At 72.4% G+C, this 19,314-nt stretch carries 2 protein-coding genes and 1 pseudogene; all 3 read right to left on the bottom strand.

Annotated features, from left to right (window positions below; translation table 11 throughout):
* Positions 1-23: 23 nt before the first annotated feature.
* Positions 24-785, bottom strand: coding sequence for a thioesterase II family protein (locus ACWZEH_RS04125; protein WP_456195703.1), 762 nt, complete (start codon positions 783-785; stop codon positions 24-26).
* A gap of 38 nt (positions 786-823) precedes the next feature.
* Positions 824-9,151 (bottom strand): annotated as a pseudogene (locus tag ACWZEH_RS04120) (type I polyketide synthase); the annotation flags it as partial.
* A 43-nt stretch (positions 9,152-9,194) separates the two neighbouring features.
* Positions 9,195-19,313, bottom strand: coding sequence for a type I polyketide synthase (locus ACWZEH_RS04115; RefSeq protein WP_456195701.1), 10,119 nt, complete (start codon positions 19,311-19,313; stop codon positions 9,195-9,197).
* Between the last annotated feature and the right edge of the window lies 1 nt (position 19,314).

The following is a 19,314-nucleotide window of genomic DNA, read 5'->3' as shown; positions in this document are numbered from 1 at the left end:
GTGGGCGGACAGCGCGGCCGTGCTCACCGGAACCGGTCCAGCTGCCCGGACAGGACCCGGGCGACCACGTCGGTCCGTTCCGAGACGAAGAAGTGACCGCCGTCGAAGACCCGCAGGTCGAAGGGGCCGGTGGTGTGCTCCTGCCAGGCCCCGGCCTCCTCGACGGTGGTCTTCGGGTCGGTGTCGCCGGTCAGCGCGACGACGGGGCAGCTGACCGTCGCGCCCGGCGCGCTGCGGTACCGCTCGATCGCCTTGTAGTCGGCCCGCAGCGACGGCAGGAACATCCGCACGATGTCCTCGTCGTCCAGCGCCGCCTGCGCGGTGCCGTCCAGGGCTCGGATCTCCCGCAGCAGAGCGTCGTCGCCCTTGCGGTGCAGATCCTCGCTGCGATGCCGGGACGGCGCCCGCCGCCCCGACACGAACAGGGAGACGGGCTTCACACCGGCCCGCTGCTCCAGCCGCAAGGCCACCTCGAAGGCGACCGACGCGCCCATGCTGTGTCCGAACAGGGCGAGCGGCCGGTCGGTGCCCACGGCCTCGACGACCGCCTCGTAGGCGGCGTCGGCCAGCTCGTGCAGATCCTCGAAGGCGGGCTCCCGATGCCGGTCCTGACGGCCCGGATACTGCACGGCCACCACGTCCAGCCGCCCGGCCAGCGCCCGGGACAGCGGATGGAAGGACGTGGCCGAGCCGCCGGCGTGCGGGAAGCACGCCAGGGTGACGGCGTCGGCGGGCGCCTGCTGATAGCGGCGGACCCAGGGGCTCTCTGTACGTGTGGGGGTCATGACGCGGTCCTCTTCATCTCCTCGTGCAGGTGCGCGGCGAGTTCCGCCGGCGTGGGGTGGTCGTAGACCAGCGTGGGCGGCAGGTCGATGCCGGTGACCTTGGTGAGCCGTACGCTCAGCTCCACCGCGGTCAGCGAGGCGAAGCCGGCGTCGAGGAAGTCCTGGTCGGCAGGGAGCGCATCCGGATCGGAATGCCCGAGCACCGCGGACGCGGCCGACAGCACCGCGTCCAGCAGCAGAGCGGGCCGCTCCTGCTCGGACGCCCCGGCCAGTGCCCGCGCCAGGTCGTCGCCGTCCTCGGGCAGCGGGGCGTCCTGAGACGTGTCGGCCGCAGCCCTGCCGTGGTCCCACGCCGACAGCAGCGACAGCACGGCGTTGAGGGAGTCGGCCTCCTGGGCGGAGTCGACGTCGAGCAGTGTGGCCAGCCCACCGAGATCCCGGCTTTCGACGGCCTGCCAGAAGCGCCGCTCCAAGTCACCGTCACGGGGCATGGTCGTCGAGGCCTGCGGCGCGGCCGGCCCGGACGGCAGCCAGTACGCGCTGCGCTGGAAGGCGTACGTCGGCAGCTCGACCGTACGGGCGCCGGTGGGGGCGAACACCGCCTTCCAGTCCGGGGACACCCCGTGGACGTGCAGCTCGGCGACGGCCGTGCCCAGCGCGACGGCGTCGGCACGGTCGCGCCGCTGGACGGGCACCACCAGCGCATGGCCGCCGAGGCTCTCGCGGGCCATCGGGGCCAGCACGGCGTCCGGGCCGACCTCGACGTACGCGGTCACGCCCTCCTTCTCCAGATGCGTGAGCTGATCGGCGAAACGCACCGCCTCACGCGCGTGGCGCACCCAGTAGCCGGGGTCCTCCAGCAGCCCGTCCGCAGCCGTCTCCCCGGTGACGTCCGAGACCACGGGGATGCGTGGCGCCCGGTACGACACCTCACGCGCGACCGCCGCGAACTCCTCCAGCATCGGGTCCAGCAGCGGCGAGTGGAACGCGTGACCGACCCGCAGCCGCCGGGTCCTGCGGCCCAGACCCGCGAAGTGCGCGACGATCTCCTCTACGGCACTCACGCGGCCCGAAACGACCACAGCCGAAGGCCCGTTGACCGCGGCGACCCCCAACTCGTGCGTCCAGCCGGCCAGCAGCGGCAGCACCTCGTCCTCCGCCGCCTGCAGCGAGGCCATCGCCCCGTCGTCGGGCAGCGACTGCATCAGCCGGCCGCGTGCCGCCACCAGCCGCGCCGCGTCGGGCAGATCGAAGACCCCGGCGACATGAGCCGCGGCCAGCTCACCGATCGAGTGCCCCGCGAGCAGCTCCGGCCGCAGTCCCCATGCCTCCAACTGCCGGAACAGCGCCACCTCTACGGCGAACAGCGCGGGCTGCGCGTACTCGGTACGGTCCAACAGCTCCGCCTCCGGCGTGCCGGAGTCGGCGAACACCACATCGGACAGGGGTCGTTCGAGCGACGGACCGAACTGCGCGCAGACCTCGTCGAAGGCCGCGGTGAACACCTTCGACGAGGCGTACAGCTCCCGGCACATCCCGGGCCGCTGAGTGCCCTGCCCGGAGAACAGGAAGGCGACCTTGTGTCCGGTCGTGCCCGCACCCCGCACGAGGAACGGCGAGTCCTCGCCACGGGCCAGCGCGTCGAGAGCCGCGAGCCGGTCCGCCGGATCATCGGCCAGCACGACACCCCGGTGCCCGAACGCCGACCGGGTCGTGGCCAGCGACAGCCCGACCTGCGCGGCGGTCAGCTCCGGCCGCTCCCGTACGAAGTCCCGCAGCAGCGCCGCCTGCGCGCGCAGGGCCGCCGCACTCTTGCCGGACAGCACCCACGGCTGCACGACACCACCCGGCTCGCCCTCCGTGGCCGGGCTGTGGTCCGGCTCGGCGTGCTCCAGCACGACATGGGCGTTGGTCCCGCTGATGCCGAAGGAGGAGACGGCCGCGCGGCGGGCCCGGCCCGTGTCCGGCCACTCGGTGGTCTCGCTCAGCAGTGATACGGCGCCGGAGTTCCAGTCGACGTGGGTGGAGGGGGTGTCGACGTGGAGGGTGCGGGGGAGGAGGCCGTGGCGCATGGCCATGACCATCTTGATGACTCCTCCGACACCGGCTGCGGCCTGGGTGTGGCCGATGTTGGACTTGAGCGAGCCGAGCCAGAGGGGCTGTTCGGGGGTGTGGTCCTGGCCGTAGGTGGCCAGCAGGGCCTGTGCCTCGATGGGGTCGCCGAGGCTGGTGCCCGTGCCATGGCCCTCGACCACGTCGACGTCCGCGCCGGTCAGCCCGGCACTGGAGAGGGCCTGGCGGATCACCCGCTGCTGCGCGGGCCCGTTGGGTGCGGTGAGGCCGTTGCTCGCGCCGTCCTGGTTCACCGCGCTGCCGCGCACCACCGCCAGCACCGGGTGGCCGTTGCGTCGGGCGTCCGACAGCCACTCCAGCAGCAGGACGCCCGCGCCCTCGCCCCAGCCGGTGCCGTCCGCGGAGTCCGCGAACGCCTTGCACCGCCCGTCGCGGGCCAGACCCCGCTGCCGGCTGAACCCGATGAAGGTGCCGGGCGTGGTCATGACGGTCACGCCCCCGGCGAGCGCCAGCGAGCACTCGCCGTTGCGCAGCGACTGCACGGCCAGATGCAGGGCGACCAGCGAGGAGGAACAGGCGGTGTCGACGGTGATGGCCGGGCCTTCCAGGCCGAGGTGGTACGCCACCCGCCCGGAGGCGATGCTGCCCGAACTGCCGTTGCCGAGAAAGGCCTCCAGTCCCTCCGGCACATCGGTGACCTGTGTGCCGTAGTCGTGGTACATGACTCCGGCGAAGACGCCCGTACGGCTGCCGCGCAGGGCCCGCGGGTCGATGCCGGCCCTCTCTACGGCCTCCCAGGAGGTCTCCAGGAGCAGTCGCTGCTGCGGGTCCATGGCCAGGGCCTCGCGCGGCGAGATCCCGAAGAAGGCCGGGTCGAACTCGGCCGCGTCGTAAAGGAATCCGCCTTCCACGGCGTACGTCGTGCCGGGGTGGTCCGGGTCCGGGTGGTACAGCGCCTCCGTGTCCCAGCCGCGGTCGTCGGGGAACCCGGAGATCGCGTCGGCGCCGGAGTGCACAAGCCGCCACAGGTCCTCCGGGGTGCGCACCCCGCCCGGATAGCGGCAGGCCATGGCCACGACGGCCACCGCGTCCTCGTCCTGGGCACCTTGCCGTGCCGGGCCGGCCACGGGGCCGGGCTCGTCGCCGACGGCCTCGGTGACGATGTGTCGGGCCAGTTCGACCGGGCTCGGGTGGTCGAACACCAGCGTGGCGGGCAGCCGCAGCCCGGTGGCCGAGGCCAGCCGGTTGCGCAGCTCGATACCCGTCAGCGAGTCGAACCCCAGGTCCTTGAAGCTGAGTTCGGCCTCGACACCGCCCGCGCCCGCATACCCGAGGATCGCGGCGGTGTGCTCCCGCACCAGGCCGAGCACGACCTCCACGCGCTCGGCAGGCTCCAACTCGCCCAGCCGGGCGGCCAGGGACCGGTCCTGTTGCTGCGCCCCCTCCCGCGCGGCGGCACGGCGCGCCGGGCGGCGGACCAGCCCGCGCAGCAACGCCGGTACGGGCTCCCCGTCGAGGGACCGCCCCAGGGCCGCGACATCCAGCCGGATCGGCAGCAGATGCGCCTCACCCGACTCGCACGCCGCGTCGAACAACGCCAGCCCCTCGGCCGCGGACAGCCCGGACACCCCGTGGCGGGTCATGCGGTGGAGGTCGGTGTCGGTGAGGTTGCCGGTCATGCTGCTGCGGTCTTCCCACAGGCCCCAGCCGAGGGAGAGTGCAGGTTGGCCGTTGGTGTGGCGGTGGTGGGCGAGAGTGTCGAGGAAGGTGTTGGCGGCGGCGTAGGCGGCTTGTCCGGGTCCGCCGAAGGCGGCGGCTGCGGAGGAGAAGAAGACGAAGGCGTCGAGGTCGGGGGTGAGTTGGGTGGTGAGCTGGTGGAGGAGGAGGGCGCCGTCGAGCTTCGGGTTCAGGACGGTGTCGAGTTGGTCGGCGGTGAGGTTGTCGATGGTGGCGTCGTCGAGGGTGGCCGCGGTGTGGATGACGGCGGTGACGGGGTGTTCGGTGAGGGCGCGCGTGACGGTGTCGGGGTCGGTGACGTCGCCGGTGACGACGGTGGTGTTCGCGCCGAGGTCGGTGAGGGTTGTGGCGAGGTTGTCGGCGGGTCGGCGGGAGAGGAGGACCAGGTTGTGGACCTGGTGGTGGGTGACGAGGTGGTGGGCGATGTGGGTGGCGAGGGTGCCGGTGGCGCCGGTGATCAGGACCGTACTGTCGGGACGGAAGACGGAGGCTGTGGCCCCTGTGGGGACCGCCCGGGCGAGCCGAGGTGCGAGGAACCGTCCCCCGCGGACGGCCAGTTGCGGCTCTCCGGTGCTCAGAGCGCCGTGAATCGAGGATGTGTCCTGGCCGTCGGTGTCGATGAGCACGAACCGGTCGGGGTGCTCGGCCTGCGCGGAGCGGATCAGGCCCCAGATGGAGGCGTGTTCCAGGTCCGGGGTGTCCTCGAGTGAGGTGACGACGGCGTCATGGGTGAGCAGCACGAGCCGGGAGTCGGCGAACCTCTCGTCCGCCAGCCAACCCCGTACCAGCTCCAACGCCCAGTGCAGAGACGCCCGTTCGCCGGGCGGGCAAGGAGCGACCACGACGTCGGGTGCGCCGGGAAGGTCGGCAAGCCCCTCCCCGACGGACAGCCGGACCGCCTCCGCCACCTCTGCCTCTGCGGTGGAGACCGGCACCCACTCCACGCGGAACAGCGCGTCCCGCACACCGGCCGCGACAGCGGCGCCCGCCGTCCCGCCGGACAGCGGCCGCAGTGCCAGCGAGTCGACCGTCAGGACCGGACTGCCCAGAGCGTCTGCGGCGTCGAGCCGTACCTCGTCCTGACCGGTCACGGCCAGCCGCACCCGCAGCACCGTCGCGCCCGTGGCGTGCAGGCGTACGCCCCGCCACGAGAAGGGCATCAGCGCCGTCGCGCCGTCCTCGGCCAGGCCGCTGAGGCCGACCGTCTGCAGCGCGGCGTCGAACAGGGCGGGGTGCAGCTCGAAGTCGGTTGCGTCCCCGGCCAGTTCCTCCGGCAGAGCGACCTCCGCGAAGACCTCGTCACCGAGCCGCCAGGCCGCCCGCAGCCCCTGGAACTGGGGCCCGTACTCGAAGCCGTTCTCCCGGAACCGCTCGTAGCGGCCGTCGAGGTCGAGCGGCTGCGCCCCGGCCGGCGGCCACACGCCGCTCAGGTCCGGTCCGGGGCCGGAGTCGAGGCGGTCCGGCCTCAGGGTGCCGCCGGCGTGCCGCGTCCAGGGCAGGCCGTCCTGAGCCGCGTCCCCGTCGGGCCGTGCGTGCACGGTCAGGGAGCGCCGGCCGGACTCGTCGGGGGCGCCGACCCGCACCCGGAGCCGTAGCCCGCCGTCCTCGGGCAGCACCAGCGGTGCTTCGAGGGTCAGCTCCTCCAGCAGCGGGCAACCCGCCCGGTCCCCGGCCCGTACGGCGAGTTCCGCCAGCGCGGTGCCGGGCAGCAGGGCGGCACCCTCGACACGGTGGCCGCGGATCCACGGCTGGCCTGCGAGCGAGACCCGGCTGGTGAACAGCAGCTCGTCGCCGTCCGCGCTCTCCAGCACGGCCCCCAGCAGCGGATGGTCCACCGCCTCCAGGCCCAGCGAGCGTACGTCCCCGGCCGCGCCGGACGTGGCCTTCGGCCAGTAGCGCTGCCGCTGGAAGGGGTAGGTCGGCAGATCCACCCGCCGGGCGCCGCTGCCGGCGAACAGCGCCGCCCAGTCGACGCGGGCACCGCGGGCGAACACCCTCGCCACCGCCTCCACCACCGACACCGGCTCAGGGCGGTCCCGGCGCAGCGCGGCGGCGAAGGCCACCGCATCGCCCGGCAGGCAGTCCTCGCCCATCCCGGACAGCACGCCGCCGGGGCCGAGTTCCAGGCAGCTGCCGATGCCCAGCTCGCCCAGCGTCCTCATGCCGTCGGCGAAACGCACCGCCTGCCGGACATGGCGCACCCAGTAGTCCGGGTCGGTCAGCTCCTCGGCGGTCGCCGTACGACCGGTCACATCGGAGACGACCGGGATCAGCGGATCGCTGTACCGCAGCGACCCCGCGACCGCCCGGAACTCCTCCAGCATGGCGTCCATACGGGGCGAGTGGAAGGCATGGCTGACATTGAGCCGCTTGGTACGACGTCCCCGCTCGGCGAGTTCGGCGGCCACGGCGAGCACCGCGTCCTCGTCGCCGGACACGACGACGGACCGCGGTCCGTTGACGGCCGCGACGGACACCCGGTCCGTACGACCGGCCAGCACCTCCGCGACCTCGTCCTCGGTGGCCCGCACCGACACCATCGCCCCGCCGGCCGGCAGCTCCTCCATCAGCCGGCCACGAGCGGCCACCAGCGCGCACGCGTCCGGCAGGGTCAGCACCCCCGACACATGCGCCGCCGCCAGCTCACCGACGGAGTGGCCCAGCAGCGCGGCAGGCCGCAGCCCCCACGCCTCGACCAGCCGGAACAGCGCCACCTCCACGGCGAACAGACCCGCCTGGGTGTACTGCGTCCGGTCGAGCAGCGCCGCCTCGGGTGTGCCCGGCTCGGCGAACACGACCTCGCGCAGCGGGCGTTCGAGGTGCGGGTCCAGGCAGGCGCAGATCTCGTCGAAGGCCTCGGCGAACACCGGGTGGGCGGCGTGGAGTTCACGGCCCATCCCCGGGTACTGGCTGCCCTGTCCCGTGAAGAGGAAGGCTGTGTGAGCGGCTCGGTGACCCGCGCCCGTCACCAGCCCCGGAGCGCCGTCCGAGTCCCCGGCGAGCGCCGCGAGGGCCGCGTCCAGCCCATCGCCGGAGTGCAGCAGCACCGCCCGGTGCTCGAACGCCGAACGCCCCGTGGCGAGCGAGAAGCCCACATCGACCGGGTCGGCGCTTCCTGCGAACTCCCTCAGCTGTGCCGCCTGTTCGCGCAGTGCCTCCGCCGACCTCGCGGACAGCACCCACGGCACGACCGGCATCCCGGCCCCGCGCTCCGGCGCGTCCTCGGAGGACTCCTCCACCGGAGGCTCCTCCAGTACCGCGTGCGTGTTCGTGCCGCTCACACCGAAGGACGACACCGCCGCACGGCGCGGCCGGTCGGCGACCGGCCAGGGCCGCTCCTCGCTCAGCAGTGATACGGCGCCGGAGTTCCAGTCGACGTGGGTGGAGGGGGTGTCGACGTGGAGGGTGCGGGGGAGGAGGCCGTGGCGCATGGCCATGACCATCTTGATGACTCCTCCGACACCGGCTGCGGCCTGGGTGTGGCCGATGTTGGACTTGAGCGAGCCGAGCCAGAGGGGCTGTTCGGGGGTGTGGTCCTGGCCGTAGGTGGCCAGCAGGGCCTGTGCCTCGATGGGGTCGCCGAGGCTGGTGCCCGTGCCATGGCCCTCGACCACGTCGACGTCCGCGCCGGTCAGTCCGGCGGCGGCCAGCGCGTCCCGGATCACTCGCTCCTGGGCGGGCCCGTTGGGTGCGGTGAGGCCGTTGCTCGCCCCGTCCTGGTTGGCCGCCGTGGAACGGACCACCGCCAGTACGGGGTGGCCGTTGCGCCGGGCGTCCGACAGCCGCTCCAGCAACAGCAGGCCTACGCCCTCCGACAGGCTGGTCCCGTCGGCGCTGTCCGCGAACGCCTTGCACCGGCCGTCCGGCGCCAGCCCGTGCCCCTGCCCCCGGCTGAACTCGTCGAACAGCGTCGGCGTCGACATCACCGCCACGCCCCCGGCGAGCGCCAGCGAGCACTCGCCGTTGCGCAGCGACTGCACGGCCAGATGCAGGGCGATCAACGAGGAGGAACAGGCCGTGTCGACCGTCACCGCCGGCCCCTCAAGACCGAGTGTGTAGGACACCCGGCCGGAGGCGACGCTGCCCGCGCTGCCGTTGTAGACATAGCCCTCGACAGCGTCCGGCGACTCACCGACCAGCGTGCCGTAGTCGTGGTACATGACTCCGGCGAAGACGCCCGTACGGCTGCCGCGCAGGGCCCGCGGGTCGATGCCGGCCCTCTCTACGGCCTCCCAGGAGGTCTCCAGGAGCAGTCGCTGCTGCGGGTCCATGGCCAGGGCCTCGCGCGGCGAGATCCCGAAGAAGGCCGGGTCGAAGTCGGCCGCGTCGTACAGGAATCCGCCGTGGTCGTACAGCCCGTCCAGATCCCAGCCGCGGTCCGTCGGGAACTCCGACACCGCGTCCTCGCCCGCGGCCACCAGCCGCCACAGGTCCTCCGGGGTGCGCACCCCGCTCGGGTACCGGCAGCTCATCGCGACGATCGCGATCGGCTCCCGGCCGCGCTCGGTGAGTTCACGGTTGTGCTGCCGCAGCCGCTCGGTCTCCTTGAGGGACGCCCGCAGGGCGGCGACGACCTTGTCGTTGGGGTTGCTCATGGGGTCACTCACGCTCCGCGTCGGTTCCGGCGCTGTCGCCGTCGAAAGCAAGGTTGATGAGGAGGTCGACGTCCATCTCGTCGATCGCGTCCAGGTCGATGGCGTCGATGTCGCGGACGGAGTCCTGCGCGGCCGGGGCGGGAGCCTGGGTGCTCTCCTGCGGGAACAGCTTCCGCTCCACGAACCGGGCGATCGCCTGCGGAGTCGGCTGGTCGAAGACCAGCGTGGCGGGCAGCCGCAGCCCGGTCGCCGTGTTGAGCCGGTTGCGCAGTTCGACCGCGGTCAACGAGTCGAACCCGATGTCCTTGAAGGCACGGTCCGGCTCGATCGCGGCCGTCGACGCGTGCCCCAGCACGGCAGCCACCTGCGCGACCACCAGATCCTCCAGCGCCTGCGCCCGCTGCTCACTCGACACCCGGCCGAGCCGCTCGGCGAGCGACAGTTCCGAGGGCCGCCGAGTGCCGGCGTCCGCGGTGCTGCGACGCACCCGGCGCTGGGCGAGCCCCCGCAGCAGCGCCGGGAGACTGCCGTCGTCGGCCCGCCGCCGCAGCGCCCCGACGTCCAGCCGGATCGGCAGCAGATGCGCCTCGCCCGTCGCACAGGCCGCGTCCAGCAGCCGCAGCCCGTCCTCGGTGCTCATGGCGCCGACTCCGTGGCGGGTCATGCGGTGGAGGTCGGTGTCGGTGAGGTTGCCGGTCATGCTGCTGCGGTCTTCCCACAGGCCCCAGCCGAGGGAGAGTGCAGGTTGGCCGTTGGTGTGGCGGTGGTGGGCGAGAGTGTCGAGGAAGGTGTTGGCGGCGGCGTAGGCGGCTTGTCCGGGTCCGCCGAAGGCGGCGGCTGCGGAGGAGAAGAAGACGAAGGCGTCGAGGTCGGGGGTGAGTTGGGTGGTGAGCTGGTGGAGGAGGAGGGCGCCGTCGAGCTTCGGGTTCAGGACGGTGTCGAGTTGGTCGGCGGTGAGGTTGTCGATGGTGGCGTCGTCGAGGGTGGCCGCGGTGTGGATGACGGCGGTGACGGGGTGTTCGGTGAGGGCGCGCGTGACGGTGTCGGGGTCGGTGACGTCGCCGGTGACGACGGTGGTGTTCGCGCCGAGGTCGGTGAGGGTTGTGGCGAGGTTGTCGGCGGGTCGGCGGGAGAGGAGGACCAGGTTGTGGACCTGGTGGTGGGTGACGAGGTGGTGGGCGATGTGGGTGGCGAGGGTGCCGGTGGCGCCGGTGATCAGGACCGTACTGTCGGGACGGAAGACGGAGGCTGTGGCCGTTGCCGGGGTGGCCCGGGTCAGGCGCGGCGCCAGGAAATCGCCTTCACGGATGGCGATCTGGGACTCACCGGTCGTCAGGGCGCCGGGTATCGCGTGAGTGGACTTGTCGTGGTCGTCGGTGTCGATGAGCACGATCCGGTCGGGGTGTTCGGACTGCGCGGAGCGCATCAGGCCCCAGATGGAGGCGTGTTCCAGGTCCGGGGTGTCCTCGGGTGAGGTGACCACCGCGTCACGGGTGAGCAGCACGAGCCGGGAGTAGGTGAACCGCTCGTCCGCCAGCCACTCCTGAACCAGCTCCAGCACTCCGTACAGCACCTCATGCACCCGCGCAGCGAGCTTGTCGGCGCCAGCCGGCTGAGGCGCGTACGGCACGACCACCACATCCGGAACGGTGTCCAGCATGGCCACGGAGTCCAGGTCGTCGGCCGCGAACACTGTCGCACCGGTCTCCTCCAGCGACTGCCCCACCTTCAGCGGGTCTGGACCGAGGACCGCCCAGCGCCGGGCCTCGACGGAGGAGAACCCCGTCGGGGGTGTCACCCAGTCGACGCGGAACAGGCTGTCGTGCACGCACGAACCGGCCGCCTCCAACTGCGCGGTGACCACCGGCCGTACGACCAGCGACTCGGCCGTGGCGACCGGCGCGCCGGCCGGGTCGGCCACGGTGATGGACACCGTGTCCTCGGCGTCCCCGAGCGGTGCCACGCGCACCCGCAGCGCGGCGGCGCCCGCCGCGTGCAGGGTCACACCGCTCCAGGAGAACGGCAGCCGCGCCCGTCTCTCGCCCGCCGCAGGCAGCACGCCCAGACCCAGCGCGTGCAGCGCCGCGTCCATCAGCGCCGGGTGGATTCCGTAGTCCGCGGCTTCGGCGGACTCCTCCCCCGGCAGGGCGACCTCGGCGAACACCTCGTCACCGCGCCGCCACGCCGCCCGCAGTCCGTGGAAGGCGGGGCCGTAGCCGTAGCCCTGCTCGGCAAGTCGGTCGTAGTAACCCTCGACCTCCACCGGCTCGGCCCCGGCCGGCGGCCACGCGCTCAGACCGGCGTCCGGCCCCAGGGGCTGCTGTGCCGAGGCCAGGGCGCCGGTGGCGTGCCGGGTCCACGGCTCGTCGCTGTCCGCGTCCTGCGCCCGCGAGTGCAGGTTCAGCTCACGACGTCCCGAATCGTCGGGCGCGCCCACGTTCAACTGCACGTCGACCCCGCCCCGCTCAGGAAGGATCAGCGGGGCTTCCAGCGTCAGTTCCTCCACGGTGCCGCAGCCGACGTGGTGACCGGCCTGGAGGGCGAGTTCGAGGAAGCCGGTGCCGGGCAGCAGCACGGTTCCGGCCACGGCGTGGTCCGCCAGCCAGGGGTGGCTCTGGAGGGACAACCGGCCCGTGAACAGGTGCGTGTCCGTGCCCGCCAGCTCCACGGCAGCGCCCAGCAGCGGGTGCCCGGCGGCCGAGAGGCCCGCGCCGGAGAGGTTCGTCCGGCTGTCGCTGGTGGGGTTGATCCAGTAGCGCTGGTGCTGGAAGGGGTAGGTGGGCAGGTCGATGGGCCGGCTGGGGCGGATGGGCCAGTTGATGGCATGCCCGTGGGTGTGGAGGTGTGCTGCGGAGACGAGGAGCCGGGTGAGAGTGCCCTCGTTGCGGCGGAGCGTGCCGGTGATGGCCTCCGCGCCTTCGGTTTCTTCGATGCTGTAGGTGAGGACGGGGTGGGCGCTGGACTCGATGTAGGTGGTGTGGCCGCTCTCGGTGAGCTGTTCGATGGCGGTGTGGAAGTGGACGGTCTGGCGGAGGTTGCGGTACCAGTAACCGGCGTCGAGTGCGGATGTGTTGATGAATCCGGGCTCGACGGTGGAGAAGAAGGGCACTTCAGAGGTCTGGGGCGTGATGCCCGCGAGGGCCGTCGCCAGCTGCTCCTCGATCGTTTCGACGTGCGCGGAGTGTGAGGCGTAGTCGACGGGGACCAGCCGGGCCCGGACGTCCTGGTTCTGAAGGTCCTTGACCAGGGCCTCGACGGCGTCCTTGTCACCGGAGACCACGGTCGTGTTCGGCCCGTTGATCGCGGCGATGCTGACCCCGCTGGGGAGCTGTGCTTCGACGGTACTGGCAGCCTGAGGAACGGAGGCCATGGCACCCCGACCCGCGAGGTGTTCGCCGATGATCTGTGCGCGTACGGCGACGACCTTGGCGGCGTCCTCCAGCGAGAGCGCGCCTGCGACGGCGGCGGCGGCGATCTCGCCCTGGGAGTGGCCCACGACCGCGTCGGGGCGGATGCCCAGGTGCTGCCATGTGGCGGCGAGCGAGACCATGACGGCCCAGGTGACGGGCTGGATGACGTCGACACGGTCCAACTCCGTGCCGGAGCGCAGGACATCGGTCAGCGACCAGTCGACGTAAGGCGCGAGAGCTTCCTCGCAGCGGGCGATCGACTCCGCGAACACGGGGACGGTGTCGAGGAGTTCGGCACCCATACCGGCCCACTGAGTCCCCTGCCCCGGGAACACGAACACGGTCTTCCCGGCGCTCTTGGCCTGCCCCTGGACCAGATGCGTGTGAGGCTGCCCAGCAGCGAGCGCGTCGAGCGCCGCGGTCAGGGCATCAGAGGTCTCGCCCACCACAACGGCCCGGTGCTCGAACAGGGCGCGCCCACGGACGAGCGTGTCGGCGACGTCCGCGACATCCAACTCCGGCCGCTGATCGACGTATTCGCGAAGCTGCCGTGCCTGATCGCGCAGGGCGTCCGCCGTCCGGGCCGAGATCACCCAGGGCACCACCGCACCCGCAGGCTCCGATTCCAGGGCCGGCTCGTCCTCCGGTGCCTGCTCCAGCACGGCATGCGTATTGGTGCCGCTGATGCCGAACGACGAGACACCGGCGCGGCGCGGCTGTCCCGTGTCGGGCCAGGCCGTCTCCTCGGTCAGCAGGGCGACGGCTCCGGCCGACCAGTCCACCTTCGGGGTCGGCTCGCCCACGTGCAGCGTCCTCGGCAGGACGCCGTGCTGGAGGGCCATGACCGTCTTGATGAGGCCCGCGACACCCGAAGCGGCCTGCGTGTGGCCGATGTTGGACTTCACCGAGCCCAGCCACAGGGGCCGGTCGGCCGGGCGGTCCTGGCCGTACGTGGCGATCAGGGCCTGTGCCTCGATCGGGTCGCCCAGCTTGGTGCCGGTGCCGTGCGCCTCGACGGCGTCGACCTGGTCGGGGGCGAGGTCGGCGTTGGCGAGGGCCTGGCGGATGACTCGCTGCTGGGAGGGGCCGTTGGGGGCGGTGAGGCCGTTGCTGGCGCCGTCCTGGTTCATCGCCGTCCCCCGGACCACGGCCAGGACCTGGTGTCCGTTGCGCCGCGCGTCCGACAGCCGCTCCAGCAGCAGCATGCCGACACCCTCGGACATGCCCATGCCGTCGGCGTCCGCCGAGAACGCCCGGCACCGGCCGTCCACGGACAGACCGCGCTGCCGGCTGAACTCGGTGAAGGAGGTGGGCACCGCCATCACGGACACACCGCCGGCCAGCGCCAGCGTGGACTCGCCCTGCCGCAGCGACTGCGCTGCCAGATGGAGAGCCACCAGCGACGAGGAGCAGCCCGTGTCCAGCGTGACCGCGGCGCCTTCGAGGCCGAGGACGTACGAGACACGGCCCGAGGCGATGCTCGCGGTGTTGCCCGTGCCCAGGTAGCCCTCGATCTCCTCCGGGGTCTCACCGAGACGCGAGCCGTAGTCGTGGTAGCTGACGCCCGCGAACACGGACGTACGACTGCCCCGCAGGGACTGGGGGTTGATGCCCGCCCGCTCGAACGCCTCCCAGGACGTCTCAAGCAGCAGCCGCTGCTGCGGGTCCATCGCCAGGGCCTCGCGCGGGGCGATACCGAAGAACGCTGGGTCGAAGTCGGCGGCGTCGTAAAGGAAGCCGCCGTGCCGGGTGTACGACTTGCCGCGCTGCTCCGGGTCCGGGTCGTACAGCGCGTCGAGGTCCCAGCCGCGGTCGGTCGGCAGTCCGGAGATCACGTCACCGCCGCGCAGCAGCAGCTCCCACAGCGCCTCGGGTGAGCGCACGCCGCCCGGGAAGCGGCAGCCCATGCCGATGATGACGATCGGGTCGTCGTCGGCGGCCGGAAGGGCCGACGGCGCGGCGACGGCCCCGGCCGACGCCGTGTCGGGCAGCGCGCCGAAGAACTCGTCCCGCAGATGACCGGCGAGCACACCGGGGGAGGGGTAGTCGAAGACCAGGGTCGCCGGCAGCCGCAGCCCGGTGGCCGTGTTGAGCCGGTTGCGCAGCTCGACCGCGGTGAGTGAGTCGAAGCCCAGATCGCGGAACGCCCGCCCCGGCTCGACCGCCTCACCGGAGGCATGACCGAGGACCGAGGCCGCCTGGGCGCGGACCAGGTCGAGGAGCACCCGGTTCCGCTCGTCGGCGCCGAGGCCCTCCAGCCGGTCGCGCAGCGGCGACGACGCAACCCTCGCCGCGTCCGGCCCGACCGGGGCCGGCGTGGCCGCCGCCTCGATCTCCCGCTGTGCCTCGGGAACACCGGCGAGCAGCGGACGGGGCCCAGCCGAGGTGAAGACCGGGACGAAGCGCTCCCAGTCCACATCGGCCACGGCCATGAAGGTCTCGTCGTGCGTGAGGATCTGACGCATGGCGGAGAAGGCCGTGTCCGGGTCGAGGAACGGCAGCCCCCGCGCCTGGAGTTGCTCGGGCTTGACGCCCTCTGGAAGCCGCTCCGGGTCCCAGACGTTCCACACGCCCCAGGCGATCGAGCTGGCCTTCAGACCGCGGGCCCGGCGCTGCTCGGCGAGCGCGTCCAGATAGGCGTTGGCGGCGGCGTAGGCGCCGTGGTCGCCGCTGCCCCAGACACCGGCGATGGAGGAGAACAGCACGAACCCGTCGAGGTCGTCGGAGCCCAGCAGCTCGTCCAGGTGCGCGGCGCCGCCCACCTTCGCGGCCAGCACGTCCGCGAACTCGTCGAGCCCCGACTCGGCGAGCGACGCCAACTCGATGAACGCCGCGGCGTGTACGACCGTACGCAGGGACTCACCGTCGGCCTTCAGCCGCTCCAGCACACCGGCGAGAGACTCGCGGTCGGCGGCGTCGCACGCGGCCACCGTGAGACGGACCCCCTCGGCGTCCAGCTCCGTCGCCAGCGCGGCCATGCCCGGGGCGAACGGGCCGCGCCTGCTGGTCAGCACCACATGCTCGGCCCCGTTCGAGGCGAGCCACCGCGCGATGTGCGGACCGAGCGCTCCCGTGCCGCCGGTCACCAGCGCCGTACCACTGGTCCGCCAGCCGGACGCCGCCGGCTCGGGCGTCGCCACGTCCAGCGGCGACCGCACCAGACGACGGGCGAAGACGCCCGAGGAGCGGATTGCCACCTGGTCCTCGCCCGCCAGCCCGGCCAGCACCGCACACAGGCGCGCCCGCGCCCGGTCATCCAACTGCCCCGGCAGGTCGACGAGTCCGCCCCACCGCTCGGGCTGCTCCAGCGCCACGACCCGGCCAAGCCCCCAGACCTGCGCCTGCACCGGGCTGCCCAGGGTGTCCGAGGCCCCGACCGCGACCGCGCCGCAGGTCCCGAACCACACCGGGACCTCAAGCCGCGCGTCACCGAGCGCCTGGACGAGAGCGAGCGTCCCGGCGACACCCGCCGGCATCGCGGGATACGCGGGGCAGGGCTGCTCGTCGAGCGCGAGGAACGACAGCACACCGGCCGGCGGAGCCTCCTGCGCGGCCAGTGCCTCACCGATGAGGTCGAGGTACGCCCCACGCGCGACCTCGGAGGTGTTCAGCTCCAGCGGCACGACCTGCGCGCCGTGCGCCGCCAGCCCCTCGGCCGCCGTACGGACGACGTCATCGGTGGCCCGCCCCTCCGGGAACACCACCAGCCACGTCCCGCCGAGCCCGGTCGCAGCGCCCCCGTCGGCCACCGGCTTCCAGCTGATCCCATAGCGCCAGTCGTTCACCGTCGCCTCACGCCTGCGCTCCTGCCGCCAGGACGCGAGCGCCGGAAGCACCGTGCTCAGCGACGCGTCACCGGGGACGTCGAGCGTGTCCGCGAGCGACTCCCAGTCCTCGTTCTCCACGGCCTCCCAGAAACGCGTGTCGACGATGTCCGTCGCCGGGACGAAGGCGTGTGCCGCCGTGGTCTCCGGTACGTCGATCCAGTAGCGCTGGTGCTGGAAGGGGTAGGTGGGGAGGTCGATGGGCCGGGTGTGGGGGATGGGCCAGTTGATGGCATGCCCGTGGGTGTGGAGGTGTGCTGCTGAGGTGAGGAGTCGGGTGAGGGTGCCTTCGTTGCGGCGGAGGGTGCCGGTGATGGTGTCGGTGCCTTCGGTTTCTTCGATGCTGTAGGTGAGGACGGGGTGGGCGCTGGACTCGATGTAGGTGGTGTGGCCGCTCTCGGTGAGCTGTTCGATGGCGGTGTGGAAGTGGACGGTCTGGCGGAGGTTGCGGTACCAGTAACCGGCGTCGAGTGCGGATGTGTTGATGAATCCGGGCTCGACGGTGGAGAAGAAGGGCACTTCAGAGGTCTGGGGCGTGATGCCCGCGAGGGCCGTCGCCAGCTGCTCCTCGATCGTTTCGACGTGCGCGGAGTGTGAGGCGTAGTCGACGGGGACCAGCCGGGCCCGGACGTCCTGGTTCTGGAGCTGAGCGACGAGCGTTTCGACGGCGTCCTTGTCGCCGGAGACCACGGTCGTGTTGGGGCCGTTGACGGCGGCTATGCCGACACCACTGGGCAGCTGCTCCTCGACCCCGTGGGCAGCCTGCGGGATGGAGGCCATGGCACCCAGGCCGGTGAGGTGTTCGCCGATGATCCGGGCGCGTACGGCGACGACCTTGGCGGCGTCCTCCAGCGAGAGCGCGCCCGCGACGGCGGCGGCGGCGATCTCGCCCTGGGAGTGGCCCACGACCGCGTCGGGGCGGATGCCCAGGTGCTGCCATGTGGCGGCGAGCGAGACCATGACGGCCCAGGTGACGGGCTGGATGACGTCGACACGGTCCAACTCCGTGCCGGAGCGCAGGACATCGGTCAGCGACCAGTCGACGTAAGGCGCGAGAGCTTCCTCGCAGCGGGCGATCGACTCGGTGAATACGGGGACGGTGTCGAGGAGTTCGGCGCCCATACCGGCCCACTGAGTCCCCTGCCCGGGGAAGACGAACACGGTCTTGCCGGTCTCGTCGGGCGCGATGCCCTGCACGAGCTGAGGCGAAGGCTCTCCGTGCGCCAAGGCGTCGAGGGCCTTGAGGAGTTCGCTGTGGTTGCCGCCCACCGCGACCGCGCGGTGCTCGAACGCCGACCGGGTCGTGGCCAGCGCATGGGCGACCTCGGCGATGGCCGGCTCGGGCCGCTGATCGACGTACTCGCGGAGCTGTCGTGCCTGTGCACGCAGGGCGTCCGCGGTCCGGGCGGAGATCACCCACGGCACGACATCGCCCGGAGGGGCCGGCTGTTCCTCGTCCGCCTCGAAGGGCGGGGCCTCTTCCAGCACGGCGTGGGCGTTGGTGCCGCTGATACCGAAGGAGGAGATGCCGACGCGTCGCGGCCGGTCGGCCGCGGGCCAGCGCACCTCCTCCGTGAGTAGGGAGACCGCGCCGGCCTCCCAGTCGATACGGGAGGACGGATCGTCCACGTGCAAAGTGCGCGGCAGCAGGCCCTGGTTGAGGGCCATGACCATCTTGATGATCGAGGCGGCACCGGCGGCGGCCTGGGTGTGGCCGATGTTGGACTTCACCGAGCCCAGCCACAGCGGCCGGTCGGCCGGGCGGTCCTGGCCGTAGGTGGCGAGCAGGGCCTGGGCCTCGATGGGGTCGCCCAGCTTGGTGCCGGTGCCGTGCGCCTCGACCACGTCGACCTGGTCGGGGGTGAGCCGGGCGGAGGCCAGCGCCTGGCGGATGACCCGTTCCTGGGAGGGGCCGTTGGGCGCGGTGAGGCCGTTGCTCGCCCCGTCCTGGTTGATCGCGCTGCCACGGATCACGGCGAGGACCTTGTGCCCGTTGCGGCGCGCGTCCGACAGCCGCTCCACCAGCAGCATGCCGATGCCCTCGGACAGCGCCGTACCGTCCGCGCCCGAGGCGAAGGCCTTGACGCGGGCGTCCGTCGCAAGACCCCGCTGCCGGCTGAACTCCACGAACGAGGCAGGCGACGACATGACCGAGATACCGCCGGCCAGGGCCATCGAGCAGTCGCCCTGCCGCAGCGCGTGGCAGGCCAGATGCAGGGCGACCAGCGAGGAGGAGCAGGCCGTGTCGACGGTGACGGCCGGGCCCTCGAGGCCCAGGGTGTACGCCACGCGGCCGGACACCACGCTCGGCGTGTTGCCGATACCGAGATGCCCCTCCAGCTCGGCCGGCACCTCGGGCAACCGGGTCGCGTAGTCCTGGTAGTTGCTGCCGACGAACACACCGGCCTTGCTGCCCCGCAGCGACTGGGGGTCGATGCCGGCCCGCTCGAAGGCCTCCCAGGACGTTTCCAGGAGCAGTCGCTGCTGCGGGTCCATGGCCAGGGCCTCGCGTGGCGAGATACCGAAGAACGCCGGGTCGAAGTCGGCGGCGTCGTAAAGGAATCCGCCCTCCCGCACATAGGACGTGCCGGAGCTGTCCGGGTCCGGGTTGTACAGCTTCTCCAGGTCCCAGCCGCGGTTGTCGGGGAACGCGGAGATCGCGTCACGGCCCTCGGCGACGACCTGCCACAGGTCCTCAGGCGAACGGACGTCGCCCGGGAAACGGCAGCTCATCCCCACGATGGCGATCGGCTCATGGTCCTTCGCCTCCGCCTCGTTGAGCCGGCGGCGGGTCTGGCGCAGGTCGTTGACGACCCGCTTCAGGTAGTCGCGGAGCTTGTCCTCGGTCATGTTCTGGGCGGCGTCGGAGGAACGAGCGGGCTTTGACATC

The sequence above is a fragment of the Streptomyces yamdrokensis genome, from assembly GCF_053890455.1.
Note: the sequence above shows the minus strand (reverse complement) of the source record. Positions and strands in the feature narration are given on the sequence as shown.

Excerpts from the sequence above, each read along its gene's own strand:
- ACWZEH_RS04125 (WP_456195703.1), bottom strand. The coding sequence starts at position 785 with ATGACCCCCACACGTACAGAGAGCCCCTGGGTCCGCCGCTATCAGCAG.
- ACWZEH_RS04115 (WP_456195701.1), bottom strand. The coding sequence starts at position 19,313 with ATGTCAAAGCCCGCTCGTTCCTCCGACGCCGCCCAGAACATGACCGAG.